15 protein-coding genes and 1 pseudogene are annotated in these 16,131 nt (G+C 66.5%); 7 read left to right on the forward strand and 9 right to left on the reverse strand.

Annotated elements, in window-relative coordinates; translation table 11 throughout:
• Window positions 1-167: 167 nt before the first annotated feature.
• Window positions 168-788, forward strand: a complete 621-nt coding sequence (locus tag DTW89_RS08235) for a flavin reductase family protein (protein WP_114655589.1) — start codon at window positions 168-170, stop codon at window positions 786-788.
• Window positions 789-897: 109 nt separating this feature from the next.
• Window positions 898-1,980 (forward strand): calcium/sodium antiporter, encoded by a 1,083-nt coding sequence (locus tag DTW89_RS08240; protein WP_201740969.1) that lies wholly within the window; start codon window positions 898-900, stop codon window positions 1,978-1,980.
• On the opposite strand, the pseudogene DTW89_RS08245 reads toward DTW89_RS08240, so the two are convergent.
• The 7 genes and pseudogenes from DTW89_RS08245 to mnmG all read right to left on the reverse strand — a co-directional run bounded on the left by DTW89_RS08245 (window position 1,890) and on the right by mnmG (window position 8,359).
• A pseudogene (locus DTW89_RS08245) lies at window positions 1,890-2,619 on the reverse strand (class I SAM-dependent methyltransferase). The gene DTW89_RS08240 and the pseudogene DTW89_RS08245 overlap by 91 nt on opposite strands.
• A 29-nt stretch (window positions 2,620-2,648) precedes the next feature.
• Window positions 2,649-3,572 (reverse strand): ParB/RepB/Spo0J family partition protein, encoded by a 924-nt coding sequence (locus DTW89_RS08250; RefSeq protein ID WP_024813536.1) that lies wholly within the window; start codon window positions 3,570-3,572, stop codon window positions 2,649-2,651.
• Window positions 3,573-3,577: 5 nt separating this feature from the next.
• The gene (locus DTW89_RS08255; protein WP_114655590.1) at window positions 3,578-4,117 is read right to left on the reverse strand and encodes an RBBP9/YdeN family alpha/beta hydrolase; all 540 of its coding nucleotides are present in this window, start codon (window positions 4,115-4,117) and stop codon (window positions 3,578-3,580) included.
• Window positions 4,118-4,151: 34 nt separating this feature from the next.
• Complete coding sequence (locus tag DTW89_RS08260) at window positions 4,152-4,964, reverse strand: ParA family protein (RefSeq protein WP_114655591.1); 813 nt, start codon at window positions 4,962-4,964, stop codon at window positions 4,152-4,154.
• A gap of 22 nt (window positions 4,965-4,986) precedes the next feature.
• Window positions 4,987-5,601, reverse strand: coding sequence for a LysE family translocator (locus DTW89_RS08265; protein WP_024813533.1), 615 nt, complete (start codon window positions 5,599-5,601; stop codon window positions 4,987-4,989).
• 95 nt (window positions 5,602-5,696) lie between these two features.
• Window positions 5,697-6,377 (reverse strand): 16S rRNA (guanine(527)-N(7))-methyltransferase RsmG, encoded by a 681-nt coding sequence (gene rsmG, locus DTW89_RS08270; RefSeq protein ID WP_114655592.1) that lies wholly within the window; start codon window positions 6,375-6,377, stop codon window positions 5,697-5,699.
• Window positions 6,374-8,359, reverse strand: a complete 1,986-nt coding sequence (mnmG, locus tag DTW89_RS08275; protein WP_114655593.1) for a tRNA uridine-5-carboxymethylaminomethyl(34) synthesis enzyme MnmG — start codon at window positions 8,357-8,359, stop codon at window positions 6,374-6,376. The genes rsmG and mnmG overlap by 4 nt, the downstream gene beginning before the upstream one ends.
• A gap of 366 nt (window positions 8,360-8,725) precedes the next feature.
• Here mnmG and DTW89_RS08280 point away from each other — a divergent pair, with 366 nt between their 5' ends.
• From DTW89_RS08280 to gstA, 4 genes are all read left to right on the forward strand, one after another.
• Window positions 8,726-9,319 (forward strand): NADPH-dependent FMN reductase, encoded by a 594-nt coding sequence (locus DTW89_RS08280; RefSeq protein WP_114655594.1) that lies wholly within the window; start codon window positions 8,726-8,728, stop codon window positions 9,317-9,319.
• A 68-nt stretch (window positions 9,320-9,387) separates the two neighbouring features.
• Complete coding sequence (locus tag DTW89_RS08285) at window positions 9,388-9,642, forward strand: YkgJ family cysteine cluster protein (RefSeq protein ID WP_114655614.1); 255 nt, start codon at window positions 9,388-9,390, stop codon at window positions 9,640-9,642.
• 243 nt (window positions 9,643-9,885) lie between these two features.
• A complete protein-coding gene (locus DTW89_RS08290; protein WP_114655595.1) occupies window positions 9,886-10,659 on the forward strand; it encodes a class II aldolase/adducin family protein in 774 nt (257 codons plus the stop codon).
• Window positions 10,660-10,961: 302 nt separating this feature from the next.
• Window positions 10,962-11,570, forward strand: a complete 609-nt coding sequence (gene gstA / locus DTW89_RS08295) for a glutathione transferase GstA (protein ID WP_114655596.1) — start codon at window positions 10,962-10,964, stop codon at window positions 11,568-11,570.
• Here gstA and DTW89_RS08300 read toward each other — a convergent pair.
• The gene (locus DTW89_RS08300) at window positions 11,563-12,858 is read right to left on the reverse strand and encodes a YbfB/YjiJ family MFS transporter (RefSeq protein WP_236637079.1); all 1,296 of its coding nucleotides are present in this window, start codon (window positions 12,856-12,858) and stop codon (window positions 11,563-11,565) included. The two genes, gstA and DTW89_RS08300, sit on opposite strands and share 8 nt — an antisense overlap.
• Window positions 12,859-13,122: 264 nt before the next feature.
• On the opposite strand from DTW89_RS08300, the gene DTW89_RS08305 reads away from it, so the two are divergent.
• Window positions 13,123-14,223 (forward strand): alkene reductase, encoded by a 1,101-nt coding sequence (locus DTW89_RS08305; protein ID WP_024813525.1) that lies wholly within the window; start codon window positions 13,123-13,125, stop codon window positions 14,221-14,223.
• A 144-nt stretch (window positions 14,224-14,367) separates the two neighbouring features.
• On the opposite strand, the gene DTW89_RS08310 is transcribed toward DTW89_RS08305, so the two are convergent.
• On the reverse strand, window positions 14,368-16,023 hold the full coding sequence (locus DTW89_RS08310; RefSeq protein WP_114655598.1) for a methyl-accepting chemotaxis protein: 1,656 nt from the start codon (window positions 16,021-16,023) through the stop codon (window positions 14,368-14,370).
• Between the last annotated feature and the right edge of the window lie 108 nt (window positions 16,024-16,131).

Raw genomic sequence — 16,131 nt, forward strand, 5'->3', positions numbered from 1 at the left:
CCCCTTGGTCGCGTCAAACTTTGAACGTTTTTGACCTGTAGCCCTTGCAGATAAAGCGCTATCAGCTATCTAATTAACAGCAATACGGGCCCGGCAGGCGATGAAATGCAGAGCCTCTGGCGCCAAAATATTGAGAAACCCCGCTTCCCCCTACCGCTCCTTTGCCCATGACCGCTGACATCCACACCTACGAACCCCGCCTGGGGCACGGCCTGCCGCACGATCCGTTCAACGCCATCGTGGGTCCCCGCCCCATCGGCTGGATCTCCACCCAAAGCGCCACGGGCGCGTTGAACCTGGCGCCCTACAGCTTCTTCACTGCGTTCAACTACGTGCCGCCCATCGTGGGCTTTGCCAGCATTGGCGCCAAGGACACGCTGCGCAACATCGAGGCCACCGGCGAGTTTGTGTGGAATTTGGCCACTCACGATCTGGCCGACGCCATGAACCAGAGCTGCGCCGCCGTGCCCCCCGAAGTCAGCGAGTTTGAGCTGGCGGGCCTCACCCCCCTGGCCTCCGAGAAAGTGCGCCCACCCCGCGTGGCCGAAAGCCCTGTCACGTTTGAATGCCGCAGCACACAGATCGTGCAGCTGCAGGGCATCGACGGTGAAAAGGTGCCCACCTGGCTGGTGCTGGGCGAAGTGGTGGCCGTGCACATCGCCAAGGCGCTGCTGAAAGACGGCGTGTACGACACGGCAGGCGCCGGCCACATCCTGCGCGGGGGCGGCCCGGCCGACTATTTCACGGTGGGGCCAGAGCAACTGTTCCGCATGCACCGGCCCGCCTGAGAAGGTGTGAACGCCGCAGCGCCGGGGCCGGCCCAATACCCCACAGTGGACGGCCCTGCTCCCCAGCGGGCACACTCGATTCCCTCATGGTTCTGAAGCTGGTGTTTTGATGCTGCATTTTCTGATGTTCGCCGCAGGGCTGGCCGCGCTGGTGGTGGGGGCCGACCTGCTGGTGCGGGGCGCTTCGCGGTTGGCCCTGTCGTTTGGCATTTCGCCGCTGGTGGTGGGGCTGACCATCGTGGCCTTTGGCACCAGCGCCCCCGAGATGGCGGTGTCGACCGGGGCCGTGCTCAATGGCCAGACCGGCCTGGCCATGGGCAATGTGGTGGGCAGCAATATCTTCAATGTGCTGTTCATCCTGGGCCTGAGCGCCCTCATCGCCCCGCTGGTGGTGCATGTGCAGATCATCCGGCAGGAGGTTCCCATCCTCATGGGGGCCTCGCTGTTGCTGCTGGTGCTCGGGCTCGATGGCCGCATCAGCCTGACCGACGCCGCGCTGCTGTTTGGCCTGCTGCTGGCCTACACCGTATTTCTGGTGGTGCAGTCGCGCCGGGAAACCCAGGCCGCCCAGGCCGAGTTCGAGGCCGAAATCCACGCCCCCGCTGCCGGCGCCTGGGATGCCCGCATGCCGGTGCAGATCGCGCTCATCGTCGCCGGGCTCGCGCTGCTGGTGCTGGGCTCGGACTGGCTGGTGGGCGCGGCCGTGGTGTTTGCCAAGGCGCTGGGCGTGAGCGACCTGGTGATCGGCCTGACCATCGTGGCAGCGGGCACCTCCATGCCCGAGGTGGCCACCTCGGTGGCCGCCGCCCTCAAGGGCGAGCGCGACATCGCCGTGGGCAACGTGGTGGGCAGCAGCACCTTCAACATTCTGGGCTGCCTGGGGCTGGCCGGACTGGCGGCGGGCAGCGAAGGCCTGGTCGTGGCGCCCTCGCTGATGGCCTTCGACATCTGGGTGATGCTGGCCGTGGCGCTGGCCTGCCTGCCCATCTTCCTGTCGGGCCGCGAGATCGCCCGCTGGGAAGGCGCCGTGTTCCTGGGCTACTACGCGGCCTACGTGTCCTACCTCATCCTGGCCGCGCAGCAGCACGATGCGCTGCACACCTACTCGGCCGTGATGCTGGGCTTTGTGATCCCGCTCACGGTCGTCACCTTGGTGGTGTCGCTCATCCGGCCCTCCCGGGGCGTGCAGTAAACCCACGCCGCCCTGCCTCCAGGCGCCTGTTGCCGGGCATGCGGCTGCACCCCTGGCACGGGAAATTCCAGACTCACCAGCCAGGCGCCCGGGGCCATTTCGGCGCAGCCTTTGGCCCAGGCACGGGCCATGCTTTCGGGGCGCTGGAACAGGTAGACGAGCTGGTAACCGCTCCAGTCGGCACGCCACATGTCGCCCCAGTGCATCTGCGCCCAGGGGCACCGGCGGGCGCACAGCCAGCGCAGGGGTCGGCTCCATTCCAGCCCCTCCAGCCGGGCCAGGGGGTAGGCCTGGCGCAGCGCAATCAGGCCGTCGCCCAGACCGCAGCCCGCATCGAGCACGCGCGCGCCAGGCGTTCAGGGGGTAGACCAGCAGCAGCAGGGCCAGCGGCACCAGCCAGGCCCAGGCGGGCAGGCCCGCCGCACCCGTGAGGGCCAGCGACAGCGGAAATCCCGCCGCAATCAGCCCACGCTGCCACCAGGTGCCGCCCAACACGCTGGCAGCCGTGCCCAGGCCACAGGCCAGCACCAGCGCCCATGCCGCGGGCAGGTGCGCGCGCTGCAGGGCCACAAACGCCAGCCACGCCGCCGCCCAGGCCAAGAGCGCCGGCAAGGGCCATGGCAAAAAGCGGCGAACCATGTGGGGCAAGGGCCCTGCGTTCGGCCGGGTCAGGCGTTGCCGCGCAGCCGGTCGATCAGTCCGTTCAGGGCTTCCAGCGAGCCGAACTGGATGGACAGCTCGCCCATGTCTTCCATGCGGCCATTGCGTTTGACGCGCTTTTTCACACGCACCTCCACCTCGGCCATGAGCAGGTCCGAGAGTTCTTCTTCCACCCGCTTGAGGTCGCGCGATTTTTCCTTTTTGGGCCGCGTGGCCACCAGGTTGAACTCGGCACCGATCTTTTTGACCAGGGCCTCGGCCTCGCGCACCGAGAGTTTTCGGGCGGCGATCTGGTTGCCGGCGGTGATCTGCGCAGCGCGGTCCAGCGCCAGCAGCGCACGCGCGTGGCCCATGTCGATGTCGCCCGCCATCAGCATGGTCTGCACGGGCTCGGCCAGGTTCAAGAGGCGCAGCAGGTTGCTGGCGGCGCTGCGCGAGCGGCCCACGGCCTGCGCGGCCTGCTCATGCGTGAGGCCGAACTCTTTCACCAACCGCTGCAGGCCCTGCGCCTCTTCCAGCGGATTGAGGTCTTCGCGCTGGATGTTCTCGATGAGGGCCATGGCGGCGGCGGCCTCGTTGGGCACGTCGCGCACCAGCACGGGCACGCTGTCCAGCCCCGCCAGGCGCGCCGCACGAAAGCGCCGCTCGCCCGCAATGATTTCGTACCGGCCCGCGTTGTCGCCCTCGACCAGGCGGCGCACCAGAATCGGCTGCATGATGCCCTGGGCCTTGATGGATTCGGCCAGCTCGTACAGCGCGCCCTCGTCCATGCGGGTGCGCGGCTGGTACATGCCGGGCACCATGTCATCCAGGCGCAGGCTGCTGGGCAGCCCCGCATCGGCGGCCTGCGCCTTTTCAGCCGCCTCGGCCACCTTGGGGCCCAGCAATGCTTCGAGTCCGCGGCCGAGGCCCTTGGGTTTTTTGGTGACCATGTTCGTCAATCTTTCAAAAGGGTGTACAGCAGGTGGTGGCCCTCGGGCCAGTCTGCCAGGCCGGATTCGGCATTGAGGTGGCCGCGTGCGCCGCCGTCGACAAAGCGTGCGCCCCAGGCCTCGCCCAGGCCTTCGGCGCGCTCATAACTGCAATACGGGTCGTTGCGGCTGCCCACCAGCACGGCGGGAAACGTCAGCGGCTGGCGCGCAATGGGCGCCCAGCCGTGGATTTGCGCGGCCAGATCGGGGCGCTCCACATCGCCGGGGGCGACCAGCAGCGCGCCCTGCACGCGGTGGGCGTTGGGCGAATGCGCCGCCCACCAGGCGGTAAGAATGCAGCCCAGGCTGTGCGCCACCAGCACCACGGGGCCGTCAGCATCGACCACGGTTTCTTCCAGCCTTGCCGACCAGTCACCGCGCAGCGGGCGCATCCAGTCGTGCTGCTCGACGCGGTGGTAGCCGTGGCGGGCCTCCCACAGGCTTTGCCAGTGGTCGGGGCCAGAGTTCTGCCAGCCGGGCAGCAGCAAAATGTTGGACGCCTTCATTACTATTGTTTTGATAGCTATCAGCGCTTATCCATCAAGCGCCAGAGGGCATTTTGACCATGGAACTTGCTGCTGCAGGCATGCTTTGCACGCGCTCGACCATCTCTTGCGCAAACTCCACAAAGGCCACGCTGCCCTTGGCGGCCGGGTCAAACACCACGCCCGGCAGCCCATAGCTGGGCGCCTCGGCCAGGCGCACGTTGCGCGGGATCACGCTGTTGAACACCTTGTCGCCAAAGTGGCCCTTGAGCTGGTCGCTCACCTGCTGCTGCAGCGTGATGCGCGGGTCGAACATCACACGCAGCAGGCCGATGATCTGCAGGTCGGTATTGAGGTTGGCGTGCACCTGCTTGATGGTGTTGACCAAATCGGTCAGGCCTTCGAGCGCAAAGTATTCGCACTGCATGGGCACGATGACGCCGTGGGCGCTGCACAGGCCGTTGAGGGTGAGCATCGACAGGGACGGAGGGCAGTCGATGAGCACAAAGTCGTAGTCGCCCCCCACCTCGGCCAGCGCGGCCTTGAGGCGCTTTTCGCGGTGCTCCAGCGCCACCAGTTCCACCTCGGCACCGGCCAGCTCGCGGTTGGCACCCAGCACCCAGTAGCCGCATTTGTCGGACAGCACTGCTGCCTCTTTGACCGACGCAGATTCGAGCAGCACGTCATAGACCGTCAGGTCCAGGCTGCGCTTGTCCACGCCCGAGCCCATGGTGGCATTGCCCTGCGGGTCCAGGTCGACCATCAGCACGCGCTGACCAATCTTGGCCAGGCCCGCAGCCAGGTTGACGGTGGTGGTGGTCTTGCCAACGCCACCCTTCTGGTTGGCAACGCAAAAAATCTTGGCCATGTGGATGCTGTGGTGGTGGGGGTTATTTGGAGATGGCCAGCTTGATGCCAAAGCCGATCAAAAAGACGCCGGCCACTTTTTCAAGCACGCGGGCAATGCGGGGGTTGGCGCGCATGCGCTCGGCCAGGTGGTGCGTAAGCAGCACCACGGTGAGGCCGTAGGCCAGGGTCAGGGCGGCAATGGTGGCGGCCATCACGCCAAAGGTGAGCATGCCCTGATGGCGTGCCGGGTCCACAAACAGCGGGAAGAACGCCATGTAGAACACGATGGCCTTGGGGTTGAGCAAGGTGATGAGTGCAGCCTGCTTGAAATAATGGCGCGGCTGGATGTTGAGGATGGGCTGGGCACCCGGCTTGGCCGTGAGCATCTTGAAGCCCAGCCAGGCCAGATAGGCAGCGCCCAGCCACTGCACGGCATGGAAAGCCGTGGGGTAGGTGGCCAGCAAAGCCGCCACACCAGCCACCGCCGCCCACATCAGCACCTGGTCGCCCGCGATCACACCCAGCGTGGCCGCCAGACCGCCACGCACGCCGCCCTTGCTGGTGGAGGTGATGAGCGCCAGGTTGCCGGGGCCCGGGATGGCCAGAAACAACACAATGGCGGCGACAAAGGCGCCGTAGTCTGCAATGCCGAACATGTGGGATTCCTCTGGAAGGCTGGAAGGTCTGCGCAGCGCTGCGGACCGGAGCCCGAGTTTACGCGACCACCCTTGCCTCGCCTCAAAAAGATCCGTCAGGCGGGCTTCATCCAGACAATGCAGCGCTCGGCATCCAGCCCCGGAACGGTGAGCTGTTCCACGTGAAACACCTGCACTTCGGCGGGCAAGGCGGCGATTTCGTCTGCGGGGTGCTTGCCTTTCATGGCCAGCCAGACCCCGTGCGGCATGGCCAGCGCACTCTGTGACCAGGTCACAAAATCGGGCAACGAGGCAAAGGCGCGGCAGCTGATGATGTCAAACGGCGTCGTGAGGGTCTCGACCCGCGCGTGCACGCCATGCAGGTTGCGAAGTTTCAGGGCCACCGCCGCCTGCTGGATGAACGCCGCCTTCTTGCCCACGGTATCGACACAGCTCACGTCAACATCCGGGCAGCAGATGGCGAACACCACGCCAGGCAATCCACCTCCCGAGCCTACGTCAAGCAGGCGCACGCCCCCCCCGCCCTCGCCAGTCTGCGCAACCACATGGCGGCGCAGCGGCCCCACCGCCGCAAGGCTGTCGAGCAGATGGTGGGTGAGCATCTCCTGCGGGTCCCGCACGGCCGTGAGGTTGTAGACCTTGTTCCACTTTTGCAGCAGGGACAGAAACTCGAGCAACTGGGTGATTTGTGCCTCGGTCAGACCCAGGGCCAGGGCGTCTACACCCGCCTGCAGCTGCTTGCGCAGGGCGTCGTTGTGGACCGCTGCTGTCGTCATGCCACCACCTGCCCTTCGGCCGTGGCAGGCAAAGCCGGGGCCACCGCAAACTCCTTGAACCCGCCCTTCTTCAAATGCACCATCAGCAACGAGATCGCTGCCGGCGTAATGCCCGTGATGCGCGAGGCATGGCCCAGGGTTTCGGGCCGGTGGCGGCTGAGCACCTGGCGCGCCTCGATGCTCAGAGCCGTCACCTGCATGTAGTCCAGGTCTGGGGGCAGGCGCAGCTTTTCGAAATGTGCGGCGCGCTCCACCTCGCCTTTTTGCCGGTCGATGTAGCCCGAGTACTTGGCAGCAATCTCCACCTGCTCCACCACGGGCACGCTCAGCTCTCCCAACGTTTCACGTGAAACATCGGCCGAAGCGTACTTGCCGCCGTCCATCGACATCAGGTTGGCGTAGTTCACGTCGGGGCGGCGCAGCAGCTCGAACAGGTTGTACTCATGCTCGATGCTCTTGCCCAGCACCCGCTCCGACTCGGCCGCAGGCAGGTTGCGCGGGTTCACCCAGGTGGCTTTGAGGCGCTCGGTTTCACGTGAAACCGCATCGCGTTTGCGGCTGAAAGACTCCCAGCGCGCATCGTCCACCAAGCCCATGCGGCGCCCGGCTTCCGTCAGGCGCATGTCGGCGTTGTCCTCGCGCAGCTGCAGGCGGAACTCGGCCCGGCTGGTGAACATGCGGTAAGGCTCGGTCACGCCCTTGGTGATGAGGTCATCCACCAGCACGCCCAGGTAAGCCTCGTCGCGGCCGGGCAGCCAGGGCGCCTCGCCCCGGCACTGCAGCGCGGCGTTGAGCCCGGCGAACAAGCCCTGCGCCGCCGCCTCTTCATAGCCCGTGGTGCCATTGATCTGCCCGGCGAAGAACAGACCCTGAATCTGCCGCGTCTCGAAGCTGCCTTTCAGCGCGCGCGGGTCAAAGTAGTCGTATTCGATGGCGTAGCCGGGGCGCAGAATGTGCGCGTTCTCCAGCCCCGGCATGCTGCGCACCAGCTCGTACTGGATGTCGAACGGCAGGCTGGTGCTAATGCCATTGGGGTAAAACTCGTGCGTGGTCAGCCCCTCGGGTTCCAGAAAAATCTGGTGGCTGTCCTTGTCGGCAAAGCGGTTGATCTTGTCTTCTACGCTCGGGCAGTAGCGCGGGCCCACGCCCTCGATCTTGCCGGTGAACATGGGGCTGCGGTCAAAGCCGCTGCGGATGATCTCGTGCGTGCGCTCGTTGGTGTGGGTGATCCAGCAGGGCACCTGCTGGGGGTGCATCTGTGCATTGCCCATGAAGCTGAATACGGGCACCGTGCCCTCGTTCACGCCGCCGGGCATGCCGTCACCGGGCTGCTCGGTGCATTTGGAGAAGTCGATACTGCGCCCATCCAGCCGGGGTGGTGTACCAGTCTTCAGGCGGCCCTGCGGCAGTTGCAATTCTTTGAGCCGTGCCGACAGCGACACCGCTGGCGGGTCGCCCGCCCGGCCAGCTGCGTAGTTGTTCAGCCCCACATGGATCTTGCCGTCCAGGAAGGTACCCGCCGTCAGCACCACCGTGCGGCTGCGAAATTGGATGCCCACCTGCGTGACGGCGCCCACCACGCGATCGCCCTCCACCATCAGGTCGTCCACCGCCTGCTGAAACAGCCACAGGTTCGGCTGGTTCTCCAGCATGCGGCGGATGGCGGCCTTGTACAAAATGCGGTCGGCCTGCGCGCGCGTGGCCCGCACGGCGGGGCCCTTGCTGCTGTTGAGAATGCGGAACTGGATGCCGCCCTCGTCCGTGGCCAGCGCCATCGCCCCGCCCAGCGCGTCCACCTCTTTTACGAGGTGGCCCTTGCCGATGCCGCCGATGCTGGGGTTGCAGCTCATCTGCCCCAGTGTCTCGATGTTGTGCGTGAGCAGCAGCGTGCGGCTGCCCATGCGCGCTGCGGCCAGCGCGGCCTCGGTGCCGGCATGGCCTCCGCCGACAACGATCACATCAAATTCCTGGGGATACAACATCGGACAACTCCGGGGCCACCGGCCCATAACGACACACACCACACACACCACACGGGCCAAATTCTGGCCAAACACCCACCGAGCACCCGCCGCAGCGGCCCGCCCCGCCTGCCAACCCTGAGGCCCCGCTGCGAGAAACCCGCAATTTTCCCACCTTTGTCTGGCACACGCCCGCCCCCGCTGCAGACAACCTTTGCAGCACACCTGCACTGCGCGCCTGGGGCAGACCGTTTCACGTGAAACACCGCCCGCCAGCAAGGCCCCGAGGCGTTGCAACAAAGGGGCGGCACAAGCCCCCATGCGCCGTCAAAGGCCATGACCAGCCCGCCAGCACCTCCGCCACACGCCTGTGCTCCAATGCCAGACATGCACCAACAACTTCTCGTTTTTGCGGGCAGCACCCGCCAGCAGTCCTTCAACCGCAAGCTGGCCCACGCCGCTGCCGCCATCGCGCGCGAAGCGGGTGCCCGGGTCACAACGCTTGAGTTGTCCGACTTTGACATTCCGATGTACAACGCCGACCTGGAAGCGCAAGGCACGCCCGCCGATGTGCTGCGCCTCAAGCAGGTGCTGCACGACCACCCGGCCTGGATCATCTGCTCGCCCGAGTACAACGGCAGCTACACCGCGCTGCTCAAGAACACCATCGACTGGGCATCCAGCCCCGTCCAGGGCCACCCCGACTGGCAGGACGGCACCCGGTCTTTTCGCGGCAAGGTCGTGGGCATGCTCAGCGCCTCACCGGGCGCCTTGGGAGGCCTGCGCTCGCAAAGCCATCTGGCCCCGCTGCTCATCAACCTGGAATGCTGGCTGGCGCCCCGCGCGTTTGCGCTGGGCGGCGCAGGCACCGCGTTTGACGACAGCGGCACCCTCGTCCAGCCCGCCCACCGCGACCGCGTGCGCGCCGTGGTAGAACAGGTGCTGTGGGCTGCAGAGCGGCTGCAGCCGGCGGTTGGCTGATCATTTCAAGCCAAAACGGCCTCTGGCCTCCGCCTGACCAGCGCAAGCAGCTATCAAAACCGATACCCCTGGATTGCCGCCCCCGATGCGGCGCCTGCTGCACCGCCCCCTCCATCAGCTCGCCCATACCCGGCATGCCACACGGCAAACCGGCGGGCGTGCGCTGCATTCAACTGGGCGATGACGCACGCTGCCTCATTTTTGGGCAACCCGGGCGCCCGGCAGTTTGCAGCGGGCTGATGCCTTCGGCCGAAATGTGCGGGCATGACGCCGACCAGGCCATGCGCTTCCTGGACGAACTGGAAGTCCTCACCCACCCCTGATGCGGACGAAGATGCGCGCATCGATCACTGAAACATGCCGACGAGGCACGCAAGCCGCCAGACGGAAAAAATTGAATCGAATAAGGCTCTGACGCTTATCCAGCAAGCGCTCGCTGCTATTATTTTTTGCATAGTCATGGCACGGCAGCTGTTGTCGCCCGTGTAGCCTGCCGGACAGCCGCCTGCGCCGCGCCGCCCTACAGTGGCGCGTCTTACCTTTCCCCAAACCGCGGAGACAAAACCATGCTCAACATCCCCTCTTTGCAAGCCAGCGTCAGCCCCGAAGAATGGCAACTGCGCTGCGACCTGGCCGCGTGCTACCGGCTGGTGGAGCTGTATGGCTGGAGTGACCTGGTCTTCACCCACATCAGCGCCAAGCTGTCCGAATCAGTGTCGGGCGTGGGCGAGCACCACTTCCTCATCAACCCCTACGGCCTCATGTTCGACGAGATCACTGCGTCAAGCCTGATCAAGGTGGACATGCAGTGCAACCAACTGCACGAATCGCCCTTCCCGGTAAACCCTGCGGGTTTTGTCATCCACAGCGCCGTACACGAGGCGCGGCCCGAGGCGGGCTGTGTGCTGCACACCCACACGCGCGCGGGCGTGGCCGTCAGCGCGCAAAAGGGCGGCGTGCTGCCCATCAGCCAGCAAAGCACCTTTGTTCTGGGCTCGCTGGCGTACCACGCGTACGAGGGTGTAGCCTTTCGCGATGCAGAAAAACCGCGCCTGCAGGCCGACCTGGGCGCGGCCAACTTCCTCATGCTGCGCAACCACGGGTTGCTCACCGTGGGCAAGACGATTGCCGATGCGTTCTTGTCGATGTACACCTTCGAGAACACCTGCCGCATACAGATCGACGCCCAGGCCGGTGGCGAGTTGATCGACGTGAACCCACAAATCGTGAGCGGCGTGGCCCAGGCCATGCGCGTGCAAACGGGTGGCCTGGGCGGGGCGTTTGCCTGGCCGGCGCTGCTGCGCAAAGTGCAGCGCGAATTGCCCGGCTGGAACACCTAACCCCTGTGTCGCCTGCGGCGCCTCGGTGCGGTTGCTAGAGGCGCCAGACCTTCGCGCACGTCATGGCCTGCACAGGCAGGCTCGGAGCTGCGGCCCTCAGCCTCAAGGGGATGCCCACCCGTGCAGCCCAAAGGGAACGCAGCCCTTGCGGCGGGGGTAGCCCTTGCACGGCTGCCGCTGGCTTCGAGGGCACCAGTTGCGCGCCCGGGTATCCCTGCCAGCCTTGCCCCGCGCCAGCAAAAAGCCGGCGCAGCGCATAGCATCGGGCGCTCAAGTTCCGATTTGTTCACAAGGATTCGCCCATGAAGCTTTACTACTCGCCCGGTGCCTGCTCCCTGTCTGCCCACATTGCCCTGCACGAGGCCGGCCTGGCCTGCACGCCCATGCTGGTCAGCACCAAAAGCCACCAACTGCAGGACGGCACCGATTTCTACAGCATCAACCCGCTGGGTTATGTGCCCGTGCTGGAGCTGGACAACGGCGAGCGCCTGCGCGAAGGCCCCGCCATCGTGCAGTACATCGCCGATCAGGTGCCCGCAAAGAACCTGGCCCCCGCCAATGGCTCCATGGCGCGCTACCGCCTGCAAGAGTGGCTGACCTTCATCGGCACCGAACTCCACCAGGGTTTTGGGCCGCTGTTCAACCCCGCCACGCCTGCCGACTACCAACCCCAAGTGCGTGAGCGCCTACTCAAGCGCCTGCAGTGGATAGATGGCCAACTCGCGGGCAAGCCCTACCTGATGGGCGAGCAGTTCACCGTGGCCGATGGTTACCTGTTCACCGTGGCCAACTGGGCCGGGTTTGTGCGCCTGGACATTTCGGGCGTGAAGAACCTCAGCGCCTTTCAGGCCCGCGTGGCCGCCCGCCCCGCCGTGCAGGCGGCCATGAAGGCCGAAGGCCTGCTCAAGTAAGTGCCAGCGGCCGCTGGCGCGCTGCCACCAGCGCCCCCAGCCACAGCGCGCAGGCCGAATACACCAGGCCGCGCGCCAGCCCGCCGGGGCCGTCGGCAATCCAGCCCACCACCGTGGGCCCCACGATCTGCCCGGCAGCGAACACGACAGTGAATGCGCTGATGCCGCCGGCCCACTGCGCGGGCGGCAGGTTGTGGCGCACCAGCGCGGTGGTCGAGGCCACCACCGCCAGGAACACCCCGCCAAACAGCAGGCCCGAAGCCAGCGCTACGGGCCAGGCCGAGGTCAGTGCCGGCAGCAGCGTGGCCACACCCAGCAGACCATTGAGCAGGGCCAGCGCACGCCCGCCGCGGCTGCGGTCCAGCAAGCCCGCCCAGATGCGCGACGACAGCACCACCGCCAGCCCCAGCAAGGCATAAAACAGCGTCACGGTGCCGCTGGCCATGCCCTGCTCGCGCAGCAGCGCCACCACAAAGGTCATGTAGCCGATGTAGCCCACACCAAACAAGGTGTAGCCCAGCAGGGCCGGTGCCAGCGCGCGCAGGGGCACGGCGGGCACGGGCGCGGCCGAAGGGGGCGCCGCGTGTTGCGCAACGGCCTTCGCGCCCTCAGCCCCACTGGCGCCCACACTCAGGCCTTTCGCAGGGGCGGGCGCGGTTGCAGGCGCCGTCAGCCCGCGCAGCGCCCGCACGGGCCACACCAGCACCGCGGTGGCCAGCGCACACACGGCTGCCAGCGCCCACCAGGCCCAGGTCCAACCGTGCAGCGCCGGGGCCACGGCCAGCACGGGCGGCACCAGCAGCGCCGAGGCGCTGATGCCCCAGCCCACGCCACCGTAATACAGGCCCAGCAGCAGGCCACTGCGGCCCACGTCCAGGGCGCCCAGGCGCGCCGCCATCAGCCCGCCAGCGATAAAGATGACGGCGCTGGCCACGCCCGCCAGCAGGCGTTGCAGCAGCAGCGGGGCGGCCTCGATGAAGAAGCCGCTCAAGGCCATGAACAGCGTGGCCAGCACCGCGCCCCACAGCAGCAGGGTGCCGGGCGCCAGGCGCCGCAGCAGCGCGGGGGCGGCCAGGGCGCCCAGCAGGTAACCGAGCGCATTGACGGTGTTCATGGCCCCGGCCAGGGTGTAGCTCCAGCCCAGGTCGGCGCGCATCACGGGCAGCAGCAAGGCATAGGCAAAACGCGTGATGCCCAGCGACACGGCGGCCCCCAGCGACAGTGCCAGCACCACGCCCACCGGGTGGGCGCGCACGCCTTGCAGGTCGCGGGTGGGGTTGGTCTCCATGGGTGCTGATTGTGCCTGCGGGCTCCGCATGGGTTTGCATGCGCGCACACGAAAAATATGCGCAAAATGGCCTGTAACGCTTATGTATAAAGCGCTGACAGCTATCTTTTTTGAAGCTTCCGTTTTCTTGCCGCCATGCGTTTAGCACACAATGGCTTGACCGTGCTGTCCGCCGCGTACTGCAGCGTTTGCGGCGCTGCAGTACCCTTATGCCAAGCCCTGCCCTCGGGCAAGCCCTCTTCACTCTCTCGACGAAAGCCTTTCATGCCCTCTTTGTTCGAACCCGTACAGGCCGGTGACCTGCACCTGGCCAACCGCATCGCCATGGCGCCGCTCACGCGCAACCGCGCGCCCGACGCCATCCCCACGCCGCTCATGGCCACCTACTACACGCAGCGCGCCAGCGCCGGCCTGCTGATCACCGAGGCCACCGCCATCAGCCCCCAAGGCCAGGGCTATGCCGACGTGCCCGGCCTGTATGGCACCGAGCAGCTCGATGGCTGGAAGCGCGTGACCAGCGCCGTGCACGCCGAAGGCGGCAAGATCGTGGTGCAGCTGTGGCATGTGGGCCGCGTCTCGCACACCGACCTGCAGCCGGGCAACGCCGCCCCCGTGGCGCCCTCGGCCATCCGCGCGCACACCAAGACGGTGCTGCTCAAGGACGGGGTGCCCACCTTCACCGACACCTCGATGCCCCGCGCGCTCGATCTGGGCGAGCTGCCCGGCATCGTGCAGGACTACCGCCACGCCGCGCGCAACGCCATTGCCTGCGGTTTTGATGGCGTGGAAATCCACGCGGCCAACGGCTACCTGCTCGACCAGTTCCTGAAAACCGGCGCCAACGAGCGCACCGACGACTACGGCGGCAGCATCAAGAACCGCGCCCGCCTCACCCTCGAAGTGGTGCGCGCCATCGTCGATGAAATCGGTGGGGGCCGCACCGGCATTCGCCTGTCGCCCGTGACACCCGCCAACGACATCGTGGACGAAAATCCCCAGCAGCTGTTTGACTACCTGCTGGCCCAACTCGCCCCGCTGGGGCTGGCCTATGTGCACATCATCGAAGGCGCCACCGGCGGCGCCCGCGAGCTGGCCGACCGCCCGTTTGACTACGCCGCCCTCAAGGCCGTGTACCGCAAGGCCGGCGGCAAGGGTGCCTGGATGGTGAACAACGCCTACGACCGCGCACTGGCCGATGCCGCCGTGGCCGCCGGCGCCGACATCGTGGCCTTTGGCCGACCCTTCATCGCCAACCCCGACCTGGTGACCCGCCTGGAAAAGAACGCGCCCCTGAACGAGCCCGACCGCGCCACCTTCTACGGCGGCGGCGCTGCCGGATACACCGACTACCCCACGCTGTACTGAGACGTAAAATTCAGATCAAAAGTGGCTACAGCGCTTGTTCATAAAGCGCTTACAGCTATCGAATAAATAGCAAACGCCGCCCTCGGGCGGCGTTTTTTCTGGGGCACCGGCAAGCCAGCGGCCTGCCGCTGGTCCCTCGGTCGCTCAGCCCGCCAGCTGGGGCGTGGCGCGGCCGATCAAGGCACGGTCCGGCGCGGAGGCCGGCATGCGGGACAGGGACGCCATGCCGTTGCCTTCATCGGCCAGGCGGAACTGCTGTACCACCTTCGACAGACGGGCCGCCTGCTCGCGCAGCGACTCGGCGGCGGCGGCCGACTCTTCCACCAGCGCCGCGTTCTGCTGCGTCATGCGGTCGATCTCGCCCACCGACTGGTTCACCTGGCCAATGCCGGCCGACTGCTCCGAGGCAGCGGCAGTGATCTCGCCAATGATGTCGCCCACGCGCTGCACGCTGGCCACGATTTCCTTCATTGCGGCGCCCGCATCTTCCACATGGCGCACGCCACCGTCCACGGCGGTCACGCTGTTGTGAATCAGCCCCTTGATGTCGCTGGCCGCCGCGGCCGAGCGTTGCGCGAGGCTGCGCACTTCGCTGGCCACCACGGCAAAGCCCCGGCCCTGCTCACCCGCGCGGGCCGCTTCCACGGCAGCGTTCAGCGCCAGAATGTTGGTCTGGAAGGCAATCGAGTCGATCAGGCCGATGATGTCGCCGATCTTGCGGCTCGATGCCGAGATCTCGTGCATGCTGGCCACGGCCTGCGCCACCACCGAACCGCCGCGCGTGGCCGTGCTGGACGCCGAGCTGGCCAGCTGGTTGGCCATCTGCGACGACGACGCGGTTTGCTGCACGTTGGATGTGATCTGCGACAGCGAAGCCACCGCTTCCTGGGCATTGCTGGCGGTCTGCTCGGTGCGCTGCGACAGGTCCTGGTTGCCCGTGGCGATCTCCTGGCTGGCCGTGGCAATGCTGCCGCTGGCATCGCGCACCTGCGCCACCAGCGCCCCCAGGCCCTGCTGCATGTCGGTCAATGCGCGCTGCAGGTCGGCCACTTCGTCTTTGCCCTCGGCGGCAATGTGCTGCGACAGGTCGCCACCGGCAATCGCCAGCGCCATGCGGCGGGCATCAGCCAGTGGGCGGCAGATGGACAGCATGTTCATCAGCGTGGTGGGCACCACCACCAACACGGTGATCAGCACCGCCAGGGCAAACAGCCACAGGGTCTGGTTGGACACATCGGTCTGGTCGGCCACGGCCGCTGTCACCTCGCCACGCAGCACGCCATCGAGCTCCTTGAGCAGCTTGTCGGCCTCGTCAAACTCGGCCACCGCCTTGCCGCTCATGCGGTTGGCAATGGTGGCCGTGTCGTAGCCCCCGGCTTCCAGCTGGCGCGCCACATGCGCAAACTGGTCGCGGTAGCTGTCCAGGCGCTTGACGATGGCCTGGGCGATGGCGTTGTCGGCGTCCTCTGGGCCTTCAAGGAAGCGGGCCGCCACTTTTTTCGACTGCTCCAGGCTGGCCAGCCACTTGGTGTGGGCCGCCTTCACGCTCTCGGGCTTTTCGTACGCAATGATCATGTCCTTTTCATGCTGGCGGATGGCCCCCATCTCGCCACGCAGCTCGGCCATGTGGCTCACCTCGGCAAACGAGTTGGCCATGAAGTCCTCGCTCATGGCGTGGATGCGGAACATGCCCAGCATGCCCGCACCGCCCAACAGGCCCAACAGCCCCAGCACGACGGCAATGGCACCCAGCATCCGAAAGCGGATGGTGAAAAGCCGCATGAGCGATAAGAGATTCATGGTGTGTCCTCCGTAATGTCTGAAAAGCGCCCCGGCCGCTTGTGATGGCCACGGACATGCAACAAAACGTTGCAGTTTGCCAGACATTGGTGACCGCACCGCGCCAAA

The sequence above is a fragment of the Acidovorax sp. BoFeN1 genome (genome assembly GCF_003345135.1).
Classification (GTDB): Bacteria; Pseudomonadota; Gammaproteobacteria; order Burkholderiales; family Burkholderiaceae_C; genus Acidovorax; species Acidovorax defluvii.

Bases quoted from the DNA above. Each gene is read 5' to 3' on its own strand.
- DTW89_RS08235 (WP_114655589.1), top strand. From the start codon at position 168: ATGACCGCTGACATCCACACCTACGAACCCCGCCTGGGGCACGGCCTG.
- DTW89_RS08240 (WP_201740969.1), top strand. From the start codon at position 898: ATGCTGCATTTTCTGATGTTCGCCGCAGGGCTGGCCGCGCTGGTGGTG.
- DTW89_RS08250 (WP_024813536.1), bottom strand. From the start codon at position 3,572: ATGGTCACCAAAAAACCCAAGGGCCTCGGCCGCGGACTCGAAGCATTG.
- DTW89_RS08255 (WP_114655590.1), bottom strand. From the start codon at position 4,117: ATGAAGGCGTCCAACATTTTGCTGCTGCCCGGCTGGCAGAACTCTGGC.
- DTW89_RS08260 (WP_114655591.1), bottom strand. From the start codon at position 4,964: ATGGCCAAGATTTTTTGCGTTGCCAACCAGAAGGGTGGCGTTGGCAAG.
- DTW89_RS08265 (WP_024813533.1), bottom strand. From the start codon at position 5,601: ATGTTCGGCATTGCAGACTACGGCGCCTTTGTCGCCGCCATTGTGTTG.
- rsmG (WP_114655592.1), bottom strand. From the start codon at position 6,377: ATGACGACAGCAGCGGTCCACAACGACGCCCTGCGCAAGCAGCTGCAG.
- mnmG (WP_114655593.1), bottom strand. From the start codon at position 8,359: ATGTTGTATCCCCAGGAATTTGATGTGATCGTTGTCGGCGGAGGCCAT.
- DTW89_RS08280 (WP_114655594.1), top strand. From the start codon at position 8,726: ATGCACCAACAACTTCTCGTTTTTGCGGGCAGCACCCGCCAGCAGTCC.
- DTW89_RS08290 (WP_114655595.1), top strand. From the start codon at position 9,886: ATGCTCAACATCCCCTCTTTGCAAGCCAGCGTCAGCCCCGAAGAATGG.
- gstA (WP_114655596.1), top strand. From the start codon at position 10,962: ATGAAGCTTTACTACTCGCCCGGTGCCTGCTCCCTGTCTGCCCACATT.
- DTW89_RS08300 (WP_236637079.1), bottom strand. From the start codon at position 12,858: ATGGAGACCAACCCCACCCGCGACCTGCAAGGCGTGCGCGCCCACCCG.
- DTW89_RS08305 (WP_024813525.1), top strand. From the start codon at position 13,123: ATGCCCTCTTTGTTCGAACCCGTACAGGCCGGTGACCTGCACCTGGCC.
- DTW89_RS08310 (WP_114655598.1), bottom strand. From the start codon at position 16,023: ATGAATCTCTTATCGCTCATGCGGCTTTTCACCATCCGCTTTCGGATG.